Source organism: Herbaspirillum lusitanum (assembly GCF_026127345.1).
Classification (GTDB): Bacteria; Pseudomonadota; Gammaproteobacteria; order Burkholderiales; family Burkholderiaceae_D; genus Herbaspirillum; species Herbaspirillum lusitanum.
Window position 1 is genome coordinate 390,508 of sequence record NZ_QXFG01000010.1, and the last position, 26,309, is coordinate 416,816.

The window sequence follows — 26,309 nt, forward strand, 5'->3', positions numbered from 1 at the left end:
GATATGACACTGATGCACAACATGCACGAAGGGAACACGATGAAATTTTCACTGGTGTTGGCCACGCTGGGGCGCACTGACGAGGTTGCACGATTTTTAGTGTCGCTGCACGCCCAGGACTATCGAAATTTCGAGCTGATCGTCGTCGATCAGAATGACGATGATCGTCTGGTTCCACTGATGGCCATGTATGGCGAAAAAATGCAGATCCGGCATCTCCGCTCGGCTGCACGCGGCGCCTCGCGCGCTCGCAATACCGGCCTGTCGCTGGCGAAAGGTGACGTGATTGCCTTTCCCGATGACGATTGCTGGTATCCGGACGGCTTACTGACACAGGTGGCCGCCGTCCTGCAACAGCATCAGGAGCTCGATGGCATTACCGGCCGCTTCACCGACGGCAGCGGCCGTACCGAGGGTCGCTGGCTGAGCAGCAGCACGCTGCTGAACCGCTATAACGTCTGGCGCGGCGCGATCGAATTCAGCATTTTTCTGCGCCGGCAGGTCGTGGATACCGTCGGCCAGTTCGATGAGTCGCTGGGTGTCGGCGCCGGCACCGAATGGGGTGCGGCAGAGGGAACCGACTATCTTCTGCGCAGCCTGCAGCACGGCTTCAAGTTGAAATATCTGCAAGAAATAACGCTGCACCATCCAGTGAAAACCGCCAACTTCGACGACAACGCCTGCCACCGGCAAAAAAAATATGAGGCAGGCATTGGCCGCGTGATGCGCATCAACGCCTATCCGTTCTGGTATTTCCCCGGCACCTGCCTGCGCACCTGCTGTGGTGCATTGTTGGCCATGGCGGGCGGCAATTTTCTCAAAGCGCACTTCAAATACGTCAGCCTGCTGGCGCGCGTGCAAGGATGGCGAAAATGAGCAAACAAGCTCAAACAGACGTGAACGGCAACCTGGCATCCGGCTCAATCTGGTCGATCGTCGATAACCTCGCCCAGCAAGTGCTGTCGTTCCTGGCATTTGCCGTGCTGGCGCGCTTTCTGGCGCCGGATGCCTTCGGTTTGTTGACGGTGGCGCATCTGTTCATTTTGTTTACCCGGCTGGTCGTGTTCGACGCCATCGCCATGCCCATCGTGCGCGCCCTGGCGCCGAACGACAGGCTGTATTCCTGGGTGTTTACCTGCTGCTCGATTGCCGGCCTGCTGTTGACCATGGCGATGTTTTTTTCGGCGGGGCTGATCTCTTCCCTGTTTCGCACGCAGGATCTGCAAGTCGTGCTGCAGGGAATGAGCATTTCAATTTTTTTCTTCGGTCTGGTGCGCGCTTATGAAGCCAGACTGGTGCGCAATATGATGTTCCGGCAACTGGCAATCCGCTCGATCGCTTCGGTGATGATAGGCGGCGTTATTGGCATCGCAATGGCGGCCAGTGGGGCGGGCGCGATATCGCTGGTGGTGCAGCAGGTCGTGGCGTCCGGCCTGGGTCTGGTGCTGGTGGTGGCGCAAAGCAGATGGTTGCCGACGCTGGTGTTTGATCGCGCACTGTATAAAAAATACTGGGACGATATCCGCCAGGTCGGCATGAGCGGCTTGCTCAATTTTGCCAACGCAAACGGCGATTCTCTCTTGGTCGGTTTTTTGCTCGGACCTTACGCGACCGGCTTGTACAACCTGGCCAAGCGCGTGACCTCAGCAGTCTATCTGGTCATTACCAGTTCGATGCAAAGAGTCGCCCTGCCGATGTTTTCCGATGCATTGGAAGATCGTATTGAATTGCAGAATCGCTATCTGAAAATCATCGGCATCACTCTGTTTTTCATTCTGCCCTTGTTCTGTTTCCAGGGAGCGCTGGCCACACCGCTGGTGCAGATCGTATTCGGTGCGAAATGGTTACCGGCAGCGCCAGTCATCGGTGTCCTGGCGCTCCTTTACATGCTCTCCTCGATTGTTCAGTTGAATGATTACCTGTTTTTTTCACTTGGAAAAAATCGGCTGCCAGTGTGGCTCAGCATCGCGCAATTGATGCTGGCAATTACCTCTGCCGCCAGCGTCAGCCGCTTCGGCCTGGTCGGCATGAGTATGTCGTTTTGCGGCGCCTATCTGGTGATATTCCCGATTTCCCAATGGCTATTGCATCGGGCGCTTGGCCTGAATTCACGCATGGTGTGGTTCGCACTGGCGCCGCCTCTGGTGGCGGGCGTGGTGTTGTTGTTGGGACTGGAAGCTTATCTGGCGCTGATACCGCGACACTTCACCAGCCTGACGCTGGCAGGCGGCATCGTGCTGGTTTGCCTGGTATATCCGCTGACGGTCGCCGTGACCGGATGGCGTATCAGGGGCCGCAACGCTTCCTGGCATGCCCTGCTGCAGTCAGTCTTGCGGCCGCTCCGCACAGGTACACGCTAGCGCATTCAGGTCTTAGAAATGAGTTTTCTCTGTTGAATCAATGCTGATATTGCCAATGAAGGAGTACATCATGTCTGAAAACAAATTTATCCACATCGCTGGATTTCCGGTAGTCAAGACCACCTCGTCCGTGTTGTCCAGATATCTGCTGCGAACCAAGTGCCTCAACAAAAAGGCCAGCTTGTTTTTTGCAAATACCAATTTCATCGTGCAATGCCATCCCCTGCGGGAAAAGATAAAAAGCACGCCCGTGGTCATCGTCAATGACGGCGTTGGCATGGATATCGCAGCTTATTTGTTCCGTCGCCAGACGTTCAAGGAAAATCTGAACGGCACAGATTTCGTCCCGCGCTTTTTTGCCAATGCCCCGACGCCGTTGCGTGTGTTCATGCTGGGCGGCAGGCCCGAGATGCTGGCCAAGGCCGCCGTGCATGTCCGCACTACGTTGAAGCAAGAAGTGGTCGGCACCTGCGATGGCTATGCAGGCATGGCCCAGGACCGTGCCGTCCTGATTGATTCGATCAACCGCGCGCGGCCAGATGTGGTGCTGGTGGCATTGGGCAATCCGATACAAGAAGAATGGATTCTGGCATGCCGTGATGCGCTCAATGCCAATGTGGTGATCAGCGTCGGCGCCCTGTTCGACTTCTGGAGCGGAGAAAAACCGCGCGCGCCGCAACTGGTGCGGCGGATTCGTCTTGAGTGGCTATTTCGCCTGTCTCTCGAACCACGGCGCTTGGCGCAACGCTATACCGTTGACATCATGAAATTTTTGCTGTTGTGCCATAGGTACAGCGCAGAAAATGCACCGCCCCAGACACGGACTTAACGCACGCTCGCTTTTTCTGCCGACTCGCATGAGGTGATTTCAACCATGAGAATATACCCCGTCATTCTTGCTGGAGGAGCCGGCACACGCCTGTGGCCACTGTCGCGCGAGGCTTATCCCAAACAGCTGCTGCCGCTTTGCTCCTCGCATTCCATGCTGCAGGAGACCTTGCTGCGTCTGGTCAAGTGGCCGGAACTGATGCCGCCGCTGCTGGTGTGCGGCAACGAACATCGCTTCCTGGTGGCGGAACAACTACGCGCAATCGGCATTGCACCGCTGGCGATCTTGCTGGAACCGGAGGGCAGGAATACCGCGCCGACGGTGGCCGTGGCGGCGCAGTACCTATTGCAGCATGAGCGCGAGCAGTCCACGGCGACGGCACCGCAAGAATCGAGCCCCGACAGCTTGATGCTGGTGCTGCCGGCCGATCACGTGATCAGCCAGCCGGAAGCCTTCCGCGCCGCCATCGAATGCGCCACGCACGCGGCCCGTCAAGGTGCATTGGCGACCTTCGGCATTGTTCCCTCTGCGGCGGAAACTGGCTACGGCTATATCCTCCGGGGCCGGCGAGAATTACCCGGCGCGGCTGGCTGCTATGCCGTCGAGCGCTTCGTCGAAAAACCTGATCGTGCAACGGCAGAAACCTTCGTCAAGGATAACGCCTATAGCTGGAACAGCGGCATGTTCTTGTTCCAGCCGAAACGCTATCTGGAGGAGTTGCGCGAGTTTCGACCGCTGATCGCAGAGCACTGCCAACGGGCTTTCAACGCTGCCTATCGGGATCTCGATTTTTACCGCCTGGACGAGGCTTCTTTCGCTGCCTGCCCCAGCGAATCGATCGACTACGCCGTGATGGAACACACCCGCAATGCAGCGGTGGTGTCCGTCGACATCGGTTGGAATGATGTCGGCTCCTGGTCGGCGCTGTGGTCCGTCATGGCAGGCGATGAAAACGGTAACGTGCTGCGCGGTGACGTCTACACGGACGCGGTGCGGGATTCGCTGATACGGGCGGAAAGCCGTCTGGTGGCGGTGCTGGGACTGCAGGATGTGGTGGTGGTGGAAACCAAGGATGCGGTGCTGGTGGCACACAAGGATCAAGTGCAACACGTCAAGAAAATCGTTGGCGAGCTCGGCAGGCAGCAGCGCACCGAACACCTTACCCATCGCCTCGTCTATCGTCCTTGGGGCAGCTACGAGGCGATCGACATGGGGAACCGCTTTCAGGTCAAGCGGATTACCGTCAGCCCCGGCGGCAAGCTGTCTCTGCAGATGCATCATCATCGTGCCGAACATTGGGTGGTGGTGAGCGGGACAGCACGCATCGTGTGCGGTGACGAGGAGAAATTGCTCACCGAGAACGAGTCGACCTATATTCCCGTCGGCGTCACGCACAGGCTGGAAAACCCGGGGAAATTACCGTTACACCTGATTGAAGTGCAATCCGGAAGTTATCTCGGCGAAGACGACATCGTGCGTCTCGACGACATTTATCAACGCAAATAACCTATGGTGAAATCATGCTTCCTATCCAACAATCGATCTTCAAAGCCTATGACATTCGCGGTGTAGTTGGCGTCACGCTGGATGCAGACGTCGCCAGGCAGATAGGCCAGGCGTTTGGCCAGGCGGTGCGCGACCAAGGCGAGTCGCAAGTGGTGGTCGGCCGTGACGGGCGCTTGTCCGGCCCCGAACTGAGTAACGCCTTGATGGCCGGCTTGCAGGATGCCGGCATTGATGTGATTGATCTGGGCGTGGTAGTGACGCCGATGGTCTATTTTGCGACCCACGTGCTTGGTGCGCAATCCGGCATCATGGTCACCGGGAGCCATAATCCGCCGGACTACAATGGCTTCAAGATGGTGCTTGCCGGCGAGGCGATTTACGGCGATGCCATTCAACAGCTGTACCAGGCGATCAGCAGCGGCCGTGTGCAAGATGCACCGGCGTCGCCGTCCGGCAGCTACCGCCAGCACGACATCAGGCACGCTTACCTGCAACGCATCATCGGCGACGCCAGGCTGGCGCGGCCGATGAAGATTGTGGTGGATTGCGGCAACGGCGTTGCCGGTGCGTTTGCCGGCGAGTTATATCGCGCACTTGGTTGCGACGTACGGGAACTGTTCTGCGAAGTGGATGGCAGGTTTCCCAATCATCATCCCGATCCGGCCCATCCGGAAAACCTGCAAGACGTGATCCGGACTTTGCAGCATTCCAATGCAGAACTGGGATTGGCTTTCGACGGCGATGGTGATCGCCTGGGCGTGGTCACCAAAGATGGCCAGATCATTTACCCGGATCGCCAACTGATGCTGTTTGCTGCCGACGTACTGACACGCCATCCTGGCGGAAAAATTATCTATGACGTTAAATGCACCAGTCATCTGGCCCCCTGGATTGCGCATCACGGCGGCCACCCCCTGATGTGGAAGACCGGCCATTCGCTGGTCAAGGCCAAGATGCGCGAAACCGGCGCGCCGCTGGGTGGTGAAATGAGCGGACATATCTTCTTTAAGGATCGCTGGTACGGTTTCGATGACGGCCTCTATGCAGGCGCTCGCCTGTTGGAGCTACTCAGCCGCGAAGACGATCCGTCGGCACTGCTCAATGCCTTGCCGCAGTCGGTCAGCACGCCGGAATTACAGCTGCCGTTGAACGATGGAGAGAATTTCGCCTTGATCGCCAAGCTGCAACGCGATGCACATTTCCCGGGAGCGGAGCAAATCATCAAAATCGACGGTTTGCGTGTTGAGTATCCCGGTGGCTTTGGTTTGGCACGCGCTTCCAATACCACGCCGGTGGTAGTGATGCGATTTGAAGCGGAGTCGGCGCGGACGCTGGCGCATATCCAGGAAGAGTTCGGACGAGTAATCCTGGCAGCCAAGCCGGATGCAGTGCTGCCTTTTTCAAATGATATGGCGGTGCTACCGGTGGAGATGTCGCTGGAGTAACGTACAGCCTTGCTTGAAAGCAGAACGAGCTGAAGGACGCTCATCCTCCCGTCGCAAACTGCGCAGCATGAACACTGACCGGCAAGCGCATCACATGCGGATAACAGAGCTGACTCCCAGCGCCCAGTCCTATCTGGAAAGTGGCGCCGGCGAAAGGTGAACCGGCTCTGGTATCCGCACGCATGACGCGCCGACAACTGAGAGGATTCCAGCACCCCAACCTATCTGGAAAGTGGTGCCGTAGTTGAATCTACTCTGCTATCAGCGCACACAGATACTGGCAATGGCTTGCAGCGGGCTTCCGGTGTGCGGATAAGAGAGAAGATTCTCGACGCCCGATCCTATCTGAAACGTGGCATCGCATTATGAATCCGCTCTGTTATCGGCACCGGCACATGATCTCGCCACTACGAATGGCAAGACCGCCGCTATTGACCACATCATGCGGATAATAGAGAAGATTCCCGTCGCCCAGTCCTATCTGGAAAGTGGCGACGACGAAAGGTGAATCTGCTCTGATATCGGCACGCATGCCAAAAACTGAACATACGGACAATGACGACCGCATGCGAACGCGCTTAAAACTTATCGGGGAAGATTTACAGATGAATTGCTGCTACAGACATGACCGAAGAGGTCAAAAATGAAGAAGTAATGCGGAGTAACCTTCACAAGCTGACCGAACACTTTTTATTGATTTTCGGCCTGCTCCCCGGTACGAAACCGGACAACAGCTAGCAATATAGCACAGAATTTAATCCTGTCAACCCCGCCGGCGCAAAGAAACAACATGCCGGCGGGCAAGGCAACCACCTCGCAATCACCTAGTTTGCCAGGGCCGCCGCCAACACGCGGGCCACGTGAACGGCTTCGCGCCCCGCGCCGTCATGAATCTGGTGACGGCAGCTGGTGCCGTCGGCGACCACGATCGCCTCCGCTGCAGCCTGGCGTATCGCCGGCAGCAAGGACAACTCCGCCATCGCCATCGATGCCTCGTAGTGCTCCTCTTCATAGCCGAAACTTCCCGCCATGCCGCAGCAGGATGATTCGACCACGGCGACTTCCGCCTGCGGAATCCATTGCAGCACGGTCGGCACCGGACGGAAGGCGTCGAAGGCCTTTTGATGGCAGTGGCCGTGCAGCACGATCTTGTTGGACGAGAGCGGTTTCAGGTCGAGCTTGAGCTTGCCGGCCTTGTGTTCCTGCACCAGGAATTCTTCAAACAGGAAAGCCGATTTCGCCAGTTGCTGCGCCTCTTCGCCATAGCCATAGTTCAAGAACTCGTCACGCAAAGACAACAGGCAGGATGGCTCCAGCCCGACCACCGCGATGCCGCGGCGCACGTACGGCATCAGCGCATCCAGCGTGCGGCGCGCCTCCGCCTTGGCCTGATCGACCAGTCCCGCCGCCAGATAAGTGCGGCCGCAGCACAGAGGCCGTTGCCCGGGCAGCGTGTTGAAATGCACTCTGTAACCGGCAGCCTCCAGCACTTGCTGCGCGGCGCGGGCATTTTCAGGTTCCATGCTGTTGTTGAAGGTGTCGACGAACAGCAGGACTTCCTTGTCGGCGTTTGTCGCCGGTGCACGCTGCGCATTGCTCAAAAACGATTTGCGGAAGCGCGGCAGCGACCGCTGCGGCGCCAGCCCCAGCAAACCCTTCACCCAGCCGGAGATCACCGGAATCTTTTCGGCCAGCGCCAGCGCTCCGCCGACGCTGCCGGCATGGGAGGCATACGCCGGCATGTAGGCGATCAGCCTGTCGCGCAGGCTGATGCCGTTCTTGCCGGCCCAGGCGGCGCGTGCTTCGATCTTGACCTTGGCCATGTCGACGCCGGTAGGACAATCGCGCTTGCAGCCCTTGCAGGAGACGCACAGGTCCAGCACTTCCTTGACCTCGGGACTGGCCAGCCCTTCGCTGCCGAGCTGGCCGGACAGCGCCAGCCGCACGGTGTTGGCGCGGCCGCGCGTGACATGTTTTTCATCGTGCGTGACGCGATAGCTGGGGCACATGGTGCCGGCGTCGAACTTGCGGCAATGGCCGTTGTTGTTGCACATCTCGACCAGCTTGGCGAGGCCGTCGCTACGATCGCCGCCGCTGCCGGGCGCGCTTTCCTTTCCGGTCAATGGATCGCGCTTGACGTTCCACTGCGACCAGTCCAGCGCCGGACTGTACGGCAGTTCCCGATAACCGGGAGCGAAGCGGAAGTTGCTGGCGTCGTCCATCTTTGGCGGACGCACGATCTTGTCCGGATTGAAACGATTGTCCGGATCGAACAAGTCCTTGATCTCGCTGAAGGCAGCGTTGAGTTTCGGCCCGTACTGCCACGCGACCCATTCGCCCCGGCACAGGCCGTCGCCGTGTTCGCCGGAATACGCGCCCTTGTATTTGCGCACCAGCCCGGCGGCAGCTTCGGCGATTTCGCGCATGTCCTTGGCGCCGCCGCGGCGCATGTCGAGGATGGGCCGCACGTGCAAGGTGCCAACACTGGCGTGGGCGTACCAGGTGCCTTCGGTGCCGTATTTGTGGAACACTTCGGTCAGCTGGCGCGTGTACTCGGCCAGATGTTCCAGCGGCACGGCGCAGTCCTCGATGAAGGACACCGGCTTGCCGTCGCCCTTCATGCTCATCATGATGTTGAGACCGGCCTTGCGCACTTCCCACAGCGCTTTTTGCTCGTTGGCGACGGGCATGTCGACCACCGAGCCGGGCAAGCCGAGGTCGCCCATCAACTCGCTCAACAGCTTCAGTTTATCGAGTTGTTGATCGAGATTCTCGCCGGCGAACTCCACCAGCAGGATCGCTTCCGGATGACCGACCAGCGCTTTCTCGATCACCGGCCTGAAGGCCGGATTGCTGATCGCCAGATCGATCATGGTGCGATCGACCAGCTCGACCGCAGTCGGTCCCAGCTTGACGATGTGCTGGGTCATGTCCATCGATTGATAGAAGGTCGGGAAGTTGACCACGCCCAGCACCTTGTGCGCCGGCAACGGCATCAGCGCCAGCGTGATCTGGCGGCTATAGGCCAGGGTGCCTTCCGAGCCGATCAGGATATGCGCCAGGTTGGCGACGCCGTCGTCGGTGTAGGCGCGCGGATTCTGGCAATCGAAGATGTCGATGTTGTAGCCGGCCACGCGGCGCAGGACCTTGGGCACACGCTCGACGATTTCGCCGCGCTCGCGCTGTGCGATGGCTTGCAACCCGCGCACGATCTCGCCGATGCGGCCTCGGCCCGGCATCTCCGGCATCTCCGTCATGTCGGGCAGGCGACCGAACCGGCCTTCGGTACCGTCGGCCAGCACGGCATCAATGGCGATCACGTTATGCACCATGTTGCCGTATTCGATCGAGCGCGAGCCGCAGGAATTGTTGCCGGACATGCCGCCGATGGTGCATTGCGCCGCCGTCGACACATCCACCGGGAACCACAGCCCGTGTGGCTTGAGCCAGGCGTTGAGATGGTCGAGCACCATGCCGGGTTCGACCGTGATGGTGCGCGCGACCGGATCGAAATCAATGACCTGGTTGAGATATTTGCTGTTGTCGATGACCAGCGCTTCGCCAACGGTCTGGCCGCACTGGCTGGTGCCCGCGCCCCGCGCCAGCACCGGCATGCGATGCTCGCGCGCGATGTCCAGCGCCAGTTTCAGGTCGGCCTGGTCGCGCGGCACGACCACGCCCAGCGGCATGATCTGATAGATGGAGGCGTCGGTGGCGTAACGGCCGCGATCGGCATTGCCGAACATGACTTCGCCGCACATCTCGCGCTGCAATTGCATGGCGAACGGCGTAGCGGCGGCAGTGCTCCGCGCACTCGGCGGAACCAGATGGATGGGCTTGACCAGCATGAGTAGTCCTGTCGAAAACGAAAAATGATGCGCAGGAATGCCCCCAAATCACCGGCGGCATTCCAGGATTGATTCAATCAGGCGCGCGCCTTGATCGCCTGGCCGCCGGCGTCCGGCGCAGTGTTTTCAAACTTGCTGTCCGGCTGCATGCGGAACGCCAGCAACACACCGAAGCCCATCAGCACCATGCTGCCGAGGAAAGGCAGTTCCCAGTTGCCGGTCTTGTCGATCAGGTAGCCCGACAGCACCGGCGAAATGATCGCGGCCAATGCCGAACCGGTGTTCATCATGCCGCTGGCGGTGCCTGAATATTCCGGCGCGATATCCATCGGAATCGCCCACATCGGACCGATCGTCATTTCCGCGAAGAAGAAACCTGCGCTCAGGCTGATGATCGAGACGTAGAGATTGTGCGTGAACATCAGCGGCAACAGCGACAGCAAGGTCAGCAGCATGCACACCGACACCATGTAGCTGCGGGCGCGCTTGAGGTTGCCGGTGTTTCTCAGGATCTTGTCGCTGACGATGCCGCCCAGGGTATCGCCCACCACGCCGGCGAAGAACACGCTGGAAGCGAACAGCGCCGATTTCTTGATGTCGAGGTCATAGCTGTGCAGGAAGTATTGCGGGATCCAGCTCAGGAACAGCCACAAGGTCCAGCCGTAGCAGAAGTAGACGATGGTCACCGGCATCATGCGCTTGAACAGCGGGCCCCATGGAATCTTCGGGCTCGTCTTTTTGCCGGGCGGCAGGACCTCCAGTTCTTCCGCGGTGATGCGCGGATGCTTGGCCGGATCTTCCGTGAACACGAAGGCCCACACGATCACCCACACCAGGCTGAATGCGCCGAAGATGTAGAACGATTCGCGCCAGCCATGTTCGGCCATGATCCACACCACCGCCGCCGGCGCCACCGCATTGCCGATCCGTGCGAAGGCATGGGTGATGCCCTGGGCGAAGCCGCGCTTGTCTTTTGCCACCCAGCGCGACATCGCCGTGGTCGCCGCCGGGAAGGTCGCGCCCTCGCCGAGACCGAGCAGCAAACGCGCCAGCAGCAGCGACACCAGGCCGCCGGCGAAACCGGTCAGCACCGTCGCCAGCGCCCACAGCAAGCCGCAATAGATCAGCGTGCGGCGCGCGCCGAACTTGTCGCTGACCCAGCCGCCGATGATCTGAAATACTAAATACGGATAGGCGAAGGCGGAAAAGACCAGACCGATTTCCGTTTTCGAGAGGTTGAATTCCTTGGCAAAACCGGCCGCGGCGGTACTGACATTGACGCGATCAAGGTAGGTGATGAAATACATCATGCATAACATCAATAGCACGACCGTAGTCGCGCGCAAGCGCAGGTGTCTCATTGCTTTGTCTCCATTATTGGTGCGCCGGCGCGCCGTGAAACCTGTGGTTTCGATTCCTCTGCGGGGTGTTGCTGCACCGGTCTTTCGTTATTGATCCACGTTGCCGGTGCAGTCCTTGCAGAAGGTCTGCACCGGCGTTCTTTCCTCCGTTATTGCTTTTTCTTTTGCCATGCCTGACGGCTCAACTGATCAGGCGACTTTCAGCGCCGGCTTGTTCTTCTTCGCGGTCAGGTTGTCCATCGCCGCCTGTACGCCGCTGCCGGCCAGCTTGACGCCCGCCAGCTTCAGCCCCATTTCGCAGCCGGCCAGCGTCGCCATCAGCGTCAGGTCGTTGGCTTCACCGAGGTGGCCGATGCGGAACATGCCGCCCTTCATCTTGCCGAGGCCGGTGCCGAGGGACATGTTGAAGTTCTCGTAGATCACTTTGCGGATCGCGTCGGCGTCGAAACCTGCCGGCGTCATCACGCCCGTCAGCACCGGCGAATACACGGCCGGATCGGCGCACTGGATCTCCAGACCCCAGGCCGTGACAGCCTGGCGGCAGGCTTCAGCCAGACGTTCATGACGCGCGAAGACGTTGTCCAGGCCTTCGCCCAGAATCATCTCCAACGCTTCATGCAAGCCGTACAGCAGATTGGTGTTGGGTGTGTACGGCCAATAGCCGGTGGCGTTCATCTCGATGATTTCGCTCCAGCCCCAGAAGGCTTTCGGCAACCTGGAGGATTTACTTGCTTCAACGGCCTTCTTCGAGACGGCATTGAAGCTGATGCCCGGCGGCAGCATCAGGCCCTTTTGCGAACCGGACACGGTCACGTCCACGCCCCACTCGTCATGACGATAATCCGCCGACGCCAGGCCGGAGATCGTGTCCACCAGCAGCAGCGCCGGATGGCCGGCGGCGTCGATGGCCTTGCGCACCGACGCGATGTCGGAAGTCACGCCGGTCGAGGTTTCGTTATGCACCACGCACACCGCCTTGATCTGATGTCCGCTGTCCTTGCGCAGGCGTTCTTCGATCAGATCCGCCTGCACGCCGCGGCGCCAGCCTTCGATACCGGGCAAGCCGAGGAACTCCGGCTTCAGGCCGAGCGCTTCGGCCATCTTCTTCCATAGCGTGGCGAAGTGGCCGGTCTCGTACATCAGCACGGTGTCGCCCGCGCTCAGGGTGTTGGTCAGCGCCGCTTCCCAGGCGCCGGTACCGGACGCCGGATAGATGATGACCGGCTGCTCGGTCTTGAAAATCTTCTTGATGCCGGCCAGCACCTGCAAGCCCAGCGCACCGAATTCCGGGCCGCGATGGTCGATGGTCGGCAAGCTCATGGCGCGCAGGATGCGATCAGGCACAGGGCTCGGACCAGGGATTTGCAGGAAATGACGGCCGGCTGGATGAAAGTCGAGTTTTAACATTTACTTCTCCTTTGAAATTCGTCTCTAGAAATTGATCTTTTATCGAATTTTGTATTTTGAATGCAAAATACTTTATCAGCGAGATTCAGAGAGGTAAAGGATTTTTTGATCGTTGCAGTCCTTACTCCTGGTACAGAGTCAGACGGCGATTTTGATAAAATCCTGTATATAGAGAGACTTGGAATCACATAAGCACATTTGAAGGCAATATTTTTCATTCATACAACACAGGAAAGCTGGTATTTTTGCAATGAAGCGTTGGATGCTAAAATAGCGGGAAGCAGCAAATTAAGGATTTTGAATGCAAAATTCAGCCATTGAATTGACCAATAAGCTCGACCAGAGCGAGAAACAAATCATCCCTGCGGCCCTTCCGAAACTGGAGCGCCAGCGCCTGCACGACACTGTCGTGGAGCATTTGCGCAACCTGATCGTGGAAGCGGTGCTGATGCCCGGCACCAAACTGAACGAACGCGAACTGTGTGAAACGCTGGGCATTTCACGCACGCCGCTGCGCGAAGCATTGAAGGTATTGGCTGCGGAAGGCCTGATCGACATCTCGCCCAATCGCGGCGCCTCGGTGTCGAAGATGACCGAGACCGAGATCCGGGAGACCTTTGAACTGATGAGCGGCCTGGAAGCGATGTCCGGCGAGCTGGCGTGCGAACGCATCACGCCGGTGGAAGTCGCCGAGATCAAGGCGCTGCACTACGCCATGCTGGCCTGCAAGGCGCAGAACGACTTGCCCGGCTATTACAGCCGCAACCAGACGATCCACAACAAGATCAACGAAGCCGCGCGCAACTCGGTGCTGCACCAGACTTACCTCGGCCTGAACCGCCGCCTGCAAGCGCTACGCTTCAAGTCGAACTTCCGCCCGGAGAAATGGGACAGCGCCGCCCACGATCACGACGAAATGGTCAAGGCGCTGGAAGCGCGCGACGGCAAACGCCTGGCCGCGATCCTGCGCCAGCATCTGCTGGACAAGCGCGACGCGGTGCTGAACGTGCCGGCGCCGCCGGTCGCGAACGAAGCGCCTGCGGGGAATACGAATAATCAATAAAAACAGTTGGAAAGTTGTCGCTGAGGGCCATCGCTTGCGGTGGCTTTTTTTTGGCGGAGAAAAAACGAACGCGGAAAAAGAGGAGAAATCCGGAAGACAAAAAGCAAAAATGGAAGCCGGGACTGCGCTTCCATTGATGATTTTGCTTTTGATGCTGTTTTTACGAAGCCTCAGTTACGATAACTGCCTGCTTCGATACCAATATTCGACAACATCAAGAATATTGGTAGGCACGATTGGACTCGAACCAACGACCCCTACCATGTCAAGGTAGTGCTCTAACCAGCTGAGCTACGCGCCTAGTGAAGAAGCGAGATTATAGGGGCATTTTTTATTTTTGGCTAGCCCTGGCGAAAAGTTTTTTAGAAAACCTTCTTCGGCAGCTTTCCGAAAATCACGCAACCGCCCGCAATCCCTACTGCCGCCTGGCTTCCAGCACGCCCTTCACTTCGCGAATCACGGTCAGCGCCTTCTGCAATTGCGCGGTTGAACCGATCTCGGCGGTGAAGCCCATGCGCGCCTGCCCCTTCATGCTTTGCGTGCTGACGCCGATGACGTTGATTTTTTCGCGCAGGAAGATTTCCGAAATATCGCGCAGCAAACCCTGGCGGTCGCCGGCCAGCACAAAGATGTCCACCGGATAGACCGTATCCTTGCCGGAGGCGCCCCATTCGGTCTGGATGACGCGTTCGGGCGCCTTGCTGCTCATCTCGGTGAAATTCTTGCAGGTCAGCCGATGAATCGACACGCCCTTGCCGCGCGTGACGAAGCCGACGATGGTATCCGGCGGCGCCGGTTTGCAGCAACGCGCCAGCTGCGTCATCAGGCCTTCGGTGCCGACCACCAGCACGCCGGACTTGGCGCCCTGCACCACGCTGGAGGCGCGGCTCTTGCGCGTGATGGAGGCTTCGTCGGGTTCGGTCTGCCGATTCTCCTTACCCTCTTCGCCTTCATGCAGCATCTGCTCGATCTGGCGCGGGCTGAACTCGTCCTTGCCCAGCGACAGGCACAGATCGTCGACCTTGCCGAAGCCGAGCTTGTGCGCCAGTTCTTCCAGGTTGACGGCAGTCTTGCCTTCGCGCTGCAGTGTTTTTTCCAGCACGGTGCGGCCGTGCGCCAGCGTCTCTTCCTGTTCGATGGCATTGAACCAGGCGCGCACCTTGGAGCGCGTGCGCGAACTGGCGGCATAACCGGTGCTCAGCCAGTCGCGCGACGGACCGACGCCGGGGCCGCTCTTGACGGTGATGATCTCGACGGTCTGACCGTTCTTCAGCGGCGTATTCAGCGGCACCATGACGCCGTCGACGCGCGCGCCGCGGCAGCGATGGCCGACGTCGCTGTGCAGGTGGTAGGCGAAATCGATCGGCGTGGCGCCGCTCGGCAATTCGATCACGCGCGCTTGCGGCGTCAATACGTAGATGCGCTCGTCGAGCGTGGTGGACTTGAGCTTTTCGACCCAGTCGCGGCGCACTTCTTCCTGCTCCACGACGGCGTCTGATACTTCGCTCTTCCATGCCAGCAGCTGGCGCAGCCAGGCGATCTTTTCGTCATACTTCTGCGCAGCAAAATTGGAGCCGCCGCTTTCCTTGTAGCGCCAGTGCGCCGCCACGCCGTATTCGGCGAAGTGGTGCATCTCGCGCGTGCGGATCTGCACTTCCAGCGGACGGCCGTCTTCAGCCACCACCACCGTGTGCAGGGACTGATAGCCGTTTTGCTTGGGCCGCGAAATGTAATCGTCGAACTCCTTGGGAATCGGCACCCAGATATTGTGGATGATGCCGAGCACGGTGTAGCAATCCTTGATGTCGTCGACGATGACGCGGAAGGCGCGCACGTCGTACAGCTCGGAAAAATCGATGGACTTGCCGCGCATCTTGTTCCAGATGCTGTAGATGTGCTTGGGGCGACCCGAGACTTCCGCCTTGATCTCGGCGGCGGTCAGCTCGGTGCGCAGGCGCTCGATGGCGGTGGCGACGAACTCGGCGCGCTCGATGCGCTTCTCTTCCAGCATCTTGGCGATGCGCTTGTAGGTGACCGGCTCGATGAAGCGGAAGGACAAATCCTCCAGCTCCCATTTGAGCTGCCAGATGCCGAGGCGATTGGCCAGCGGCGCATAGAGATCGAACGTCTCGCGCGCATATTGCGCGGTGGTCTCGTTCTCCATCTTGTTCTCGGCGAAGTAGCGCAAGGTCGTCACGCGCGAGGCCAGGCGCACCAGCACCACGCGCATGTCGGAGGCCATTGCCAGCAGCATCTTGCGCAGCGTTTCGATCTGCGCCGCAGCCTGTTGCGCCGCGTTCTTGCCGCGCAAGACTTCCTGCGGCTGCTGGAAGGTCAGGCCATGGAAACGCATCAGCTGGCGCACGCCGGCGACGAGGTCGCCGATATCCTTGCCGTAACGCTCTTCAATCGTCGCCGCAACATCGAGGTCGAGCAGATGCAACTCGAACAGCAGGCCGGCGATGCGCGTCTCGGCATCGACATTGAGCGCCGTCAGCACGCCGGCCACGCCCTGCACGAAGGCCAGCGCATCCTGCCCCGAGGTGATCGGCTTGCCGCGATAGATCGGCTCGACGAAAGCCAGCGCCTCCAGCACGCGTGCGCTGTCTTCCGGACTCAGGCCGGCGACGATGGAGGCGTTTCCCTCCTGCTGAACTGCGACGACAGAAACCATGAAACCTTTGCCTGATTCGAGAACGCGGGGTTGCGTTGAGGTTGCGTTGAAAGATTACTTCTGTGCGGCGACGATGATGATCTCGACCAGCAATTCCGGACGCGCCAGCTTGGCTTCGACGGTCGCGCGCGGCGGCGTGTTGCCGCTTGCCACCCAGGCGTCCCACACGGCGTTCATGCCTTCGAAATCCTTGACGTCGGCGATATAGATCTGGCACGACAGGATATGTTCCTTGCTGCTGCCGGCTTCGGCCAGCAGGCGATCGATGTGGCCCAGCACTTCGCGCGTCTGGCCTTCGATGTTCTGGGTGGTGTCTTCGGCGATCTGGCCCGCCAGGTAGACGGTGCCGTTATGAATGGCGGCTTCGGAAAGACGCTTGCCGACGTGCAGACGTTGAACTGTCATGATGTTTCCTTTCAATCAATAAGAGCCCGGTCGGGGATGCAATCAACCGAGCAAAAAGTCCTTGGCGACCTGGATTTGCTGGGCGTGCATGAACGTCGGCGCATGGCCGACGCCCTCCAGCTCCACCAGTTTGGCCTTGGGACCGCGTTGTGTCATGGCCTGCGCCACCTCGGGCAGCAACAGGTCGGATTGCGCGCCGCGCACCAGCAGCGTCGGACAGCGAATCGCATCGTAGGCGGCCCACAGCATGGCTTCGCCGATGCTGGCCGCTTCCGGCGTCATGCTCTTGAACGGTTCGGCCAGGCGCAAGTCGTAATGACGCTTCCATTTACCCTCTTCGTCCTGGCGCAGGACGTCGCTTGCCAGCTTGTGCCACTCTTCATCCGTATGCGGACCGAAGCTCGCTGAAATCGTGCGGATATATAACGCGGCTTCCTCGAACGTGGCGAAGCGCACATCCTGGCCGATGTATTCACCGATGCGCGCCAGCGCCGAGCCGTTGATGGACGGGCCGATATCGTTGAGCACCAGGCGCCGCACCGGATTGTCCGGCAAGGAAGCCAGCCCCATGCCGATCAGGCCGCCCATCGAGGTGCCGAACCAGTCGACGCTGTCGGCGTCGAGCCGCGCCAGCAGCGTGACCATGTCGCTGACGTACTGCGGAATCGCGTAATGCTGCGGATTGCCCAGGCGTCCGGAACGACCGCGCCCGACCACGTCGGGACACACCACCCGATAGGTGTCGCACAAGTCGCGCGCCATCACGTCAAAATCGTCGCTCACGCGCGTGACGCCGTGGACGCAGACCAGCACATTCGGATTATGCGGATCGCCCCACTCTTTGTAAGCCATGGAATGCAAACCGGCAGGCGAAATACATTGAACTGTCTTCAATACAGCTTGCGTCATGGTCTCAACCGATTTGAATTGGAATAGTCCACATTTTACTACCTGCGTGGATGTTACAGACTGGAAATGGCGGACAGCGGCAATCCGCGCCGGTGCAAGCCGATGCGCGCGGATGTGCCCTGCATCGATAGAAATGGCGAAATGCATGATGCAGCGGAAACATTCGCGCAAATCCGGCCAAAGTCGCTGCTATAATGCGTTCCTTTTCCGGCCGCCTGCGCCGGAAACACTCAAAGCCTGAGTGGTGAAATTGGTAGACACAGCGGACTTAAAATCCGCCGCTTACCTGGAAAGGGGCGTACCGGTTCGATTCCGGTCTCAGGCACCAAGAAACAGTTCACCGCAAGTGTGATTTGGCTCTCTTAGCCGATGCTGGTCCATTCCGCATCATTGCGATGACTGCGCAACACTGCTTCCACAAAAGCCATGCCGTCGACGCCGTCTGCCACGGTGGGTAGCCAGCGGGCTTCCTGCGGCAACGGCAGGCCGGCGTCGAGCGCGGCGATCTGCAGGGCGGCATCGGTATAGAGTTGGGCAAAGGCCTCCAGGTAGCCTTCGGGATGACCGGCCGGTACCCGCGTGGCATGGGCTGCAGCTGCACTGTCTACACGGCCGGGCGTAAGCTTTTGCGGATTGCCGCCCTGTGGGGTGTACCAGAGTTCGGCGGGCTTTTCCTGATTGAAATCCAGCTGCGCCTTGCTGCCGAACAGGCGCAGACGCACCGTGTTTTCACAGCCGGTTGCGACCTGGCTGGCCCATAGCGTGCCGCGCGCGCCGCCGGGGTAGCGCAACATCACCTGCACATGATCGTCCAGCGGACGGCCCGGCACGAATGTGCTGAGTTCCGCGAGCAGGCGGTCGGGTTTCTGACCGCTGATGAAGTGGGCGAGATGATAGGCATGGGTGCCGACGTCGGACAAGGTGCCGCCCGGGCCGGCGCGTAGCGGATCGTTATGCCAGTTGTCCTGCGGACCATTGCCGGCGCCATCCGCGCTGCCGATGCGAGCCGCCAGCCAGTCTTGTGAATACTCGACCTGCACCAGGCGCAGTTCGCCGATGGCGCCGGCTTCCACCATCGCCTTGGCATGCCTCGCCATGGGATAGCCGGTGTAGGTATGCGTCAGGGCGAACAACTTGTTGCGACTGCGCGCCAGCTCGGCCAGGACGCGGCCCTCGGCCAATGAAATGCCGAGCGGCTTGTCGCAGATGACATGGATACCAGCTTCCAGAAACGCGGTGGCGACCGGTGCATGCAAATGGTTGGGCGTGACGATGGCGACCACGTCGATGCCATCGGCGCGCGCTGCCTCGGCCTGCGCCATAACACGGTAGTCGTCGTAGCTGCGTTCGGGCGCGATACGCGCCAGCGCGGCGCTCTCGCTGGCGCGCTGCGGATCGGACGACAAGGCGCCGGCCACCAGTTCGTAGCCATCATCGAGACGGGCGGCGATGCGATGCACCGCGCCGATAAAGGCGCCGTTGCCGCCGCCGACCATGCCTAATCTCAAACGTCTGTGCATTTCCTGCTCCGTGATGGCTTGCATGGGTTGCCCGGCGGCGCTCAGCGCGCCAGGCCCAGCAATTGATTGATCTGTTCCTGCCGCACCGTGCTGCCGGCAAAATCGTCGAAGGCGTGTTGCGCCACCCGGATGATGTGCTTGCGGATAAATTCCGCGCCCTCGGCCGCACCGTCTTGCGGATGCTTGAGACAGCATTCCCATTCCAGCACCGCCCAACCGGGATAATCGTATTGCGTCAGTTTGGAAAAAATCGCCTTGAAATCGATCTGGCCATCGCCGAGCGAACGGAAACGGCCGGCGCGATCCCGCCAGTCGGAAAAACCGCCATACACGCCTTGCCGCCCAGTGGGACGAAATTCTGCATCCTTGACGTGGAAGGCCTTGATGCGCGCGTGATAGATGTCGATGAATGCCAGGTAGTCGAGTTGCTGCAAGACGAAGTGACTGGGGTCGTACAGAATATTGGCGCGCGCATGACCGTCGACCTCCTGCAGAAAACGGTCGAAGGTGACGCCGTCGTGCAAGTCTTCGCCGGGATGCAGCTCGTAGCACACGTCAACGCCGGCGGCGTCGAAGGCGTCCAGGATGGGACGCCAGCGTCGACCGAGTTCGGCGAAAGCGGTTTCCACCAGGCCGGCCGGACGCTGCGGCCACGGATACAGATAAGGCCAGGCCAGCGCGCCGGAAAACGTGACATGCGCGCGCAGGTCAAGCCGCCGCGAAGCCTCGGCGGCGAACATCAGCTGCTCGGTCGCCCACACCCTGCGCGCCGCCGGATTGCCGCGCACGTGTACCGGCGCGAAGCCGTCGAACAAAGCATCATAGGCCGGATGGACCGCGATCAGCTGGCCTTGCAAATGGGTCGACAGCTCACTGATCTGCAAGCCGTGTCCGGCCAGCATGCCGGCAATATCGTCGCAATATTGCTGGCTGCCGGCGGCCAGCGCCAGGTCGAACAAACGCGGATCGGTCGGCAGCTGCACTGCCTTGTATCCCAATCCCGACGCCCAGACGGCAAGGTGCTCCAGCGAGTCAAACGGTTGCTCTTCGCCCATGAACTGCGCCAGAAAAATGGCCGGGCCGCGGATGGTCTGCATGGCGTTTCCTTTAGGACTAAAAACGCGAAGGACTAACCGGCTCGCCGGTCGGCCGCTTCGCGCCATGGTTCATGACGACAATTCAGAACGGCGAATCAGGGAAGTAAAACTGCTTGGCGTTCTCTTTGGTGATGAGTACCGACGGGATGATGGTCTTGGGCGGCAAGGCGGCGCCCTTCAGACGCGCTTCGGCGGTCAGCTTGATGGCGTCGTACATGAACTTCGGCGAATACGATACGTCGGCCGTGATCAGCTTGTCGCTGCCGTCCATGATTTTCTTGACTGCGCCTTTGGCGCCGGCGCCGCCGAAGACTTGTTTGATGTCGGTGCGTTTGGCTTGTTCGATGGCCTTCTGCACGCCAATCGCCATGTCGTCGTCCGCCGCCCAGACGGCGTCGATGTGCTTGAAGCGGGTCAGATAATCCTGCATCACCTTGAACGCATCGTCGCGGTTCCAGTTGCCGTATTTGGCATCGAGCACCTTGACGCCCGGGTTACTCTTGATGACGGCGCTGAAGGCGTCGAAGCGCTCATTGTCGAGCGTGGTCGGCATGCCGCGCAGGACGACGATATCGCCTTTTCCGTTGAGGTATTTGACGAGGTATTCCGCCGGCAGTTTGCCGAAGGCGGTGTTGTCGCCTGCGATGTAGGCGTTTTGCGCTTCGGTGGTGGTGAGCCCGCGATCGACCACGGTGACGTACACGCCTTTATTCTTGACCTGGGCGACCGGTTGCGTCAGCGATGCGGATTCGATAGGGAAGATCACCAGCGCATTGATCTTGTTGACGGTTAGCATGTCTTGCAGCTGATTCGCCTGCTCCGGCGCGGTGGCGGCAGTTTTGACGATGACTTTCATGTCGGGATGCGCCTTTTCCAGTTCTGCCTTGGCTTGGTTGGCCCACCAGACAATACCTGCCGTGAAGCTGTGCGTGGCGGTTGGGATGGCGACGCCGAGGACCACTTTTTCGGCGGCTTGCACCGCCGTTGTCGCAGTTGCGCCGAGCGCCAGAACACCGGCGCCGATTGCAAGGATGATGCTTTTCATGTTGCTCTCCTCCAGGTGATGGGGCACCGTACGGTTGCCCTTTGAAACGGCAAAAAAGCCGTCGATCTCTTATCTCTCGTGCTTATCTCTCATTCTTATCTCTCATCCTGCTGCCGGCGGGTTCTTGAATTACTTACGGCCGCGCTGCAGGAAAGCCACCGCGATGATCACCATGCCCTGTACTGCTGCATTCAGGTACACGCTGATGATGCTGGTCAGGTTCAGAATATTGCTGATGACCGAGAGCAGGATGGCGCCGATCACGGTGCCGATGATGCGTCCCTCGCCGCCCTTGAGCGCCGTACCGCCGACCACCACTGCTGCGATCGCTTCGAGCTCCCACAGCAAACCGGTGGACGGGGTCGCCGAGCCGAGGCGCGGCACGTACAGCACGGTGGCAATCCCGACGCAGATGCCCACCAGCATGTAGGTAATGATCTTGACCCGCACGACCTGAATCGCTGCATAACGCGCAACCTGTTCGTTGGAGCCGATCGCCTGGACGTGGCGACCGAACGCGGTGCGGTTGAGGATCAGTGCACCGGCCGCCGCCACCAGCAGGAAGACCCAGATCGGCACCGGCACGCCCAGCAGGCTGGTGTAATACACCGGCCCGTAGAGATCAGACAAGGTGCCGTCCAGCGTCAGCGCGCCGCCGTCGGCGAGATAGGTCAGGAAGGCGCGGAAGATGCCCAGCGTACCGAGCGTGACGATAAAGGGTTCGATGTTGCCCTTGGTGATCAGCAAACCGTGGATCAGCCCAAAGACTGCACCCAGCACCAGCGCCATCGCGATACCCAGCACCACGATCGTGATCGGCGCCAGCGTCACGCCCTCCACTCCCGTCATCAGCCGGTTCATCAGGAAAATCATGCAGCCGGCGATCAGCGCCGCCATCGAACCCACCGACAGATCGATGCCGCCGGAGATGATCACAAAGCTCATGCCGACCGCGATGATGCCGATGAAGGCGGTGCGCGTAAGCACGTTCATCATGTTGTCGACGGTGGCGAAATCGCCGTTGAGCAATGTGCCGGCAATGCAGAGCGCCGCCAGGCCGAACACCGGACCGAAGCCCTTGATGCGTTCGCGCCATGCGCGTGCGCCAGATGCCATGCCGGTCCGAGTGAGGGATGGCTTGGCGGGTTCCGCTGCAGTTTCAATTTCAGTTTCAGTTTCAGTGCGGTCAGTACCTTCAGTGCGTGCCGGTTGCATGAGCGATCAGCTCCTCTTCGGTCAGATGCTCGATGCCGAGCGTGGTTTGCAGGCGACCGTTGCGCATCACCGCAACGCGGTGGCACAGGCCGATCAGTTCCATCAGTTCGGACGAGATCACGATCACGGCGCGGCCTTCCGCCGCCAGGCGATGAATCAGGAAATAGATGTCGCGTTTGGCGCCGACGTCGACGCCGCGCGTCGGCTCGTCCAGCACCACGACTTGCGGATCGGAATGCAGATACTTGGCCAGCGCCAGCTTTTGCTGATTGCCGCCGGACAGCATGCGCGCCTTGCTGTCGAGATCGCGCGTGCGGATATTGAAGGCGCTTGCCGCATCGACCAGGGCCTGCTTCTCCGCATTGACGTCAAGCCACGGCCGCGCATAGCGGTCGATGGTCGACATGGTGAGATTTTCGCGTAACCCGAGATTGACATGCAGGCCCTTGCCCTTGCGATCTTCGCTCAGGTAGGCCATGCCGTGGCGCATGGCGTCGCGCGGATTGCGCAGCGCTACCGGTTTGCCGTGCACGAAGATGGCGCCCGCGCTACGCGCCCGCAGGCCGAACAGCGCTTCGAAAGATTCGGTGCGGCCTGCGCCGACCAGGCCGGCAAAACCGAGAATCTCGCCGGCGCGCACTTCAAAACTGAGTCCGTCCGCCCAGCCCGGCACGCACAGATTGTCGACCTTGAGCAGCACCGGCGCCTCCGCTGCAGGCGCTTGCCTGGCGGGGAACATGTCGGACAGATCGCGTCCCACCATGAGGTTGGCCATCTGCTGGCGCGTGAGGCCTTCGGTCGGTTCGCGCGTGATGAAACGGCCATCGCGCATGACGATGACTTCATCGGTATTGTGTTCGACTTCATCGAGCTTGTGCGAGATGTACAGGATGGTCGTGCCTGCTGCCTTCAGTTGCGCCATGACGGCGAACAGGCGCTCGGTTTCGCTGGACGTCAGCGGCGCGGTCGGCTCGTCCATGATCAGCAGCCGAGCCTGGCGCGACAGCGCACGGGCGATTTCGACCAGCTGTTTTTCGGCCACGATGAGTTGGCTGACTTTGGTGTCTGGATCAAGATCAAGGCCGACCTGCTGCAAATAGTGAGCGGCGTCGCGTCGCATGGCATCGTCATCGAGCAGCCAGCCGCGCGGCCAGTCACACCGCTTCTCGTGGCCGAGGAACATGTTCTGGGCGATCGTCAGGTGCTCCGCCAGGTTGAATTCCTGATGGATCAGCACGATGCCGCAGGCCTCCGCCGCGCGTGAGTCGCTGAACTGATGCGGCTGACCATCGATCAGCAGAAGTCCGTCGCTGATGGCTTCATAGCCTGCAAGGATTTTCATCAGTGTCGATTTACCGGCGCCGTTCTCGCCCAGCAGGCCGACCACCCGTCCCGGCACGAGATCGAAGCTGATGTCGTGCAACACCCGCACCGGGCCGAAGTCCTTGCAAACATGTTGAAAACTGACGGCAACGCTCATGGCTCAGGTGCTCCCTCGCAAAACCAGCTGATGGTCGAGCAGGACGCCCGGCACCGCGATCTGCGGATCGGCCAGGCGTTGCAACAGCAAGCGCGCGGCGGTTTCGCCGAGCGCGCGCATCGGCTGTGCCACGGTGCTCAGGCCTGGATCAATTTGCGCCGCCACGGCGATATCGTCGAAGCCGATCACCGCGACGTCCTCGGGCACGCGCTTGCCGAGCTGGCGCAAGCCGCTCAGCACGCCGATGGCGAGCGTGTCGGAGACGGCGAAGATCGCCGTCGGTGCATCCGGCTGCGCCATCATTTCCAGCGCGGCCGCGGCGCCGGCTTCGTAGTCCAGGCTTTGTACCGTGCGCCGCCATTGCGGGCGCGCGTCCAGGTCTGCGCCGGCGAGCGCGTCCATATACCCGAGCTGGCGCTGGCGGGCATAGGAATAACGCTCATCCGAATTGATCAGGCCGATGCGCCGATGGCCGCGCGACAACAAGTGACCAACCGCGTCGGCTGCGGCGCGACGGTTGTCGATGCCGACATACGGCACCGGCATCGCCGGGTCGAATTCGCAGCAGGCCACCCATGGCAAGGTCGCGGCTTCGTTGGCCAGCGCGTGCTGGATCGTGTCGGGGTCGAGGCAGATGGCGCCATCAGCGCGGTGCATGCGCAACAGATCGAAATAAGAACGCTCGCGCCCTTCATCCGCACCCGTGTCGCACAGCAGCACAAAATAACCGTGTTCACGCGCCACGGTATCGATCCCACGCAGGATCTGCGCATAAAACGGGTTGCCGACGTCCGGCACCATCGTCAACAGCATGCGGCTTTCGGCCGTGCGTAAATTACGCGCCAGATGGTTCATGCGGTAACCCAGCGCGGCCACGGAGAGCAGTACTTTGTCGCGTGTTTTCGGTCGCACACCTTGCTGATCGTTCATGACGCGCGACACAGTCGCCACCGAAACGCCTGCATGGTCGGCGACGGCGCTGATCGAAACCGGACCGGTTACGGTCGATAGATGGGGACTGAGCATGGAAATGTTCTTTAACTACAAATGTAATCGATTACTTTTATAGTTCCAATTAATTTGCGATGCAAGAACTATCCATGTTGCAGTGCCGGAATTTGATGCCGAAAACGAGCGGCAGCAGGTCCTGGCAAATTGCGCCGCAGGCCTACACGGAAGCCGCCAGATGATCGCGCAACCACTGATGCGCCGGATCGCGATGCGAACGTTCATGCCACAGCATCGCCATGTCGTAACCGGCGACATCGAAGGGAGGCTCGACCACCTGCAGCGCCGCCGATCCGCGCATCAGGCGCGACGGCACCATCGCCACCATGTCGGTATTGGCCAGCACCGACATCATGAACAGGAAATGCGGCACCGACAACACCACGCGGCGCGTCAGTCCTGCCGCCGCCAGTGCATCGTCGGTGACGCCGCGAAAACCGCCGCCGTCCGGCGACACGATCACATGTTCCAGCGCGCAAAACTGCGCCGGCGTCGGCTTGCGGCGGAGTTTGGGATGGCCGCTGCGTCCCACCAGGACATAGCGCTCGCGGAACAACACGCGCTGGCGCATGCCCGGCGGCGCGTCGTCGCTGGTATGGAACGCCAGGTCGATCTCGCCCTGCTCCGCCTGCCGCGCGATGCGCGCCGGCGCCAGCTCGACCACCGCCAGGCGCGTACCGGGCGCGGCAGCGCGCAATCCGGGCAAGGCCGGCAGCAACACTGCCGTCTCGCTGGCATCGGTGGCGGCGATGCGCCAGGTATTGTCTGCACTGGCGGGATCGAATCCTCCTCCCGGCGCCACCGCGCGTTCGAGCGCCTGCAGGGCTAGACGCAAGGGTTCGCGCAATTCTTCGGCGCGTGCGGTCGGCTGCATGCCGCGCGGCCCCGGCAGCAACAAAGGATCGCTGAAGATCTCGCGCAGCTTGGCCAGATGCACGCTGACCGATGGTTGGGAAAAATTCAGCCGCTGCGCAGCGCGCGTGACGTTGTGCTCGGATAGCAGCACATCCAGCGTCACCAGCAGATTCAGATCGAGTTGGCGAAGTTTGTTCATGATCAGCCTTCTTAATACCTGCAATATGAGAAATTCATTTCCAATATACCTCACGCAAACCTAAGCTGGGTGCTCCTCTTTTT

Annotated in this window: 19 protein-coding genes and 2 tRNA genes; 7 read left to right on the forward strand and 14 right to left on the reverse strand. The window is 60.3% G+C overall.

Annotated features, from left to right (window positions below):
- The first annotated feature begins 39 nt into the window (after nucleotides 1-39).
- The 5 genes from DXT88_RS16600 to DXT88_RS16620 all read left to right on the forward strand — a co-directional run bounded on the left by DXT88_RS16600 (nucleotide 40) and on the right by DXT88_RS16620 (nucleotide 6,140).
- The gene (locus DXT88_RS16600; RefSeq protein ID WP_265215083.1) at nucleotides 40-876 is read left to right on the forward strand and encodes a glycosyltransferase family 2 protein; all 837 of its coding nucleotides are present in this window, start codon (nucleotides 40-42) and stop codon (nucleotides 874-876) included.
- Nucleotides 873-2,360, forward strand: coding sequence for a lipopolysaccharide biosynthesis protein (locus tag DXT88_RS16605; protein ID WP_265215084.1), 1,488 nt, complete (start codon nucleotides 873-875; stop codon nucleotides 2,358-2,360). The genes DXT88_RS16600 and DXT88_RS16605 overlap by 4 nt, the downstream gene beginning before the upstream one ends.
- A gap of 70 nt (nucleotides 2,361-2,430) precedes the next feature.
- Nucleotides 2,431-3,189 carry a WecB/TagA/CpsF family glycosyltransferase gene (locus DXT88_RS16610; RefSeq protein ID WP_040503354.1) on the forward strand — a complete coding sequence of 253 codons (759 nt, stop codon included), beginning with the start codon at nucleotides 2,431-2,433 and terminating at the stop codon, nucleotides 3,187-3,189.
- 45 nt (nucleotides 3,190-3,234) lie between these two features.
- Nucleotides 3,235-4,695 (forward strand): mannose-1-phosphate guanylyltransferase/mannose-6-phosphate isomerase, encoded by a 1,461-nt coding sequence (locus DXT88_RS16615; protein ID WP_265215085.1) that lies wholly within the window; start codon nucleotides 3,235-3,237, stop codon nucleotides 4,693-4,695.
- A 14-nt stretch (nucleotides 4,696-4,709) separates the two neighbouring features.
- Nucleotides 4,710-6,140: a phosphomannomutase/phosphoglucomutase gene (locus DXT88_RS16620; RefSeq protein ID WP_265215086.1), complete on the forward strand. Its 1,431-nt coding sequence runs from the start codon at nucleotides 4,710-4,712 to the stop codon at nucleotides 6,138-6,140.
- Nucleotides 6,141-6,964: 824 nt separating this feature from the next.
- On the opposite strand, the gene DXT88_RS16625 is transcribed toward DXT88_RS16620, so the two are convergent.
- From DXT88_RS16625 to DXT88_RS16635, 3 genes are all read right to left on the reverse strand, one after another.
- On the reverse strand, nucleotides 6,965-9,988 hold the full coding sequence (locus tag DXT88_RS16625; protein ID WP_265215088.1) for an FAD-binding and (Fe-S)-binding domain-containing protein: 3,024 nt from the start codon (nucleotides 9,986-9,988) through the stop codon (nucleotides 6,965-6,967).
- A 77-nt stretch (nucleotides 9,989-10,065) separates the two neighbouring features.
- Nucleotides 10,066-11,349 carry an MFS transporter gene (locus DXT88_RS16630; protein ID WP_265215090.1) on the reverse strand — a complete coding sequence of 428 codons (1,284 nt, stop codon included), beginning with the start codon at nucleotides 11,347-11,349 and terminating at the stop codon, nucleotides 10,066-10,068.
- Nucleotides 11,350-11,538: 189 nt separating this feature from the next.
- On the reverse strand, nucleotides 11,539-12,756 hold the full coding sequence (locus DXT88_RS16635; RefSeq protein WP_265215091.1) for a pyridoxal-phosphate-dependent aminotransferase family protein: 1,218 nt from the start codon (nucleotides 12,754-12,756) through the stop codon (nucleotides 11,539-11,541).
- Nucleotides 12,757-13,057: 301 nt separating this feature from the next.
- Between DXT88_RS16635 and DXT88_RS16640 the strand changes: the two genes are divergently transcribed.
- A complete protein-coding gene (locus tag DXT88_RS16640; RefSeq protein WP_265215093.1) occupies nucleotides 13,058-13,819 on the forward strand; it encodes a GntR family transcriptional regulator in 762 nt (253 codons plus the stop codon).
- A gap of 224 nt (nucleotides 13,820-14,043) precedes the next feature.
- Here the strand turns inward: DXT88_RS16640 and DXT88_RS16645 are convergent.
- The 4 genes from DXT88_RS16645 to DXT88_RS16660 all read right to left on the reverse strand — a co-directional run bounded on the left by DXT88_RS16645 (nucleotide 14,044) and on the right by DXT88_RS16660 (nucleotide 17,807).
- Nucleotides 14,044-14,120, reverse strand: a tRNA-Val gene (locus tag DXT88_RS16645).
- 114 nt (nucleotides 14,121-14,234) lie between these two features.
- On the reverse strand, nucleotides 14,235-16,493 hold the full coding sequence (locus tag DXT88_RS16650; protein ID WP_265215095.1) for a RelA/SpoT family protein: 2,259 nt from the start codon (nucleotides 16,491-16,493) through the stop codon (nucleotides 14,235-14,237).
- A 54-nt stretch (nucleotides 16,494-16,547) separates the two neighbouring features.
- The gene (locus tag DXT88_RS16655; RefSeq protein ID WP_016833602.1) at nucleotides 16,548-16,898 is read right to left on the reverse strand and encodes a RidA family protein; all 351 of its coding nucleotides are present in this window, start codon (nucleotides 16,896-16,898) and stop codon (nucleotides 16,548-16,550) included.
- Nucleotides 16,899-16,940: 42 nt separating this feature from the next.
- Nucleotides 16,941-17,807, reverse strand: a complete 867-nt coding sequence (locus DXT88_RS16660) for an alpha/beta fold hydrolase (RefSeq protein WP_029363302.1) — start codon at nucleotides 17,805-17,807, stop codon at nucleotides 16,941-16,943.
- Between the two features lie 235 nt (nucleotides 17,808-18,042).
- Between DXT88_RS16660 and DXT88_RS16665 the strand changes: the two genes are divergently transcribed.
- A tRNA-Leu gene (locus DXT88_RS16665) sits at nucleotides 18,043-18,135 on the forward strand.
- A 34-nt stretch (nucleotides 18,136-18,169) separates the two neighbouring features.
- Here DXT88_RS16665 and DXT88_RS16670 read toward each other — a convergent pair.
- From DXT88_RS16670 to DXT88_RS16700, 7 genes are all read right to left on the reverse strand, one after another.
- Nucleotides 18,170-19,327: a Gfo/Idh/MocA family protein gene (locus DXT88_RS16670; RefSeq protein ID WP_265215101.1), complete on the reverse strand. Its 1,158-nt coding sequence runs from the start codon at nucleotides 19,325-19,327 to the stop codon at nucleotides 18,170-18,172.
- Between the two features lie 41 nt (nucleotides 19,328-19,368).
- Nucleotides 19,369-20,424: a sugar phosphate isomerase/epimerase family protein gene (locus DXT88_RS16675; RefSeq protein ID WP_265215103.1), complete on the reverse strand. Its 1,056-nt coding sequence runs from the start codon at nucleotides 20,422-20,424 to the stop codon at nucleotides 19,369-19,371.
- Nucleotides 20,425-20,506: 82 nt separating this feature from the next.
- A complete protein-coding gene (locus tag DXT88_RS16680) occupies nucleotides 20,507-21,469 on the reverse strand; it encodes a substrate-binding domain-containing protein (protein ID WP_016833596.1) in 963 nt (320 codons plus the stop codon).
- Nucleotides 21,470-21,598: 129 nt separating this feature from the next.
- Nucleotides 21,599-22,585 carry an ABC transporter permease gene (locus DXT88_RS16685; RefSeq protein ID WP_016833595.1) on the reverse strand — a complete coding sequence of 329 codons (987 nt, stop codon included), beginning with the start codon at nucleotides 22,583-22,585 and terminating at the stop codon, nucleotides 21,599-21,601.
- Between the two features lie 79 nt (nucleotides 22,586-22,664).
- Nucleotides 22,665-24,164, reverse strand: coding sequence for a sugar ABC transporter ATP-binding protein (locus DXT88_RS16690; RefSeq protein WP_265215107.1), 1,500 nt, complete (start codon nucleotides 24,162-24,164; stop codon nucleotides 22,665-22,667).
- 3 nt (nucleotides 24,165-24,167) lie between these two features.
- The gene (locus tag DXT88_RS16695) at nucleotides 24,168-25,190 is read right to left on the reverse strand and encodes a LacI family DNA-binding transcriptional regulator (protein ID WP_265215109.1); all 1,023 of its coding nucleotides are present in this window, start codon (nucleotides 25,188-25,190) and stop codon (nucleotides 24,168-24,170) included.
- A gap of 142 nt (nucleotides 25,191-25,332) precedes the next feature.
- Nucleotides 25,333-26,226 carry a LysR family transcriptional regulator gene (locus DXT88_RS16700; protein WP_265215111.1) on the reverse strand — a complete coding sequence of 298 codons (894 nt, stop codon included), beginning with the start codon at nucleotides 26,224-26,226 and terminating at the stop codon, nucleotides 25,333-25,335.
- Nucleotides 26,227-26,309 lie beyond the last annotated feature (83 nt).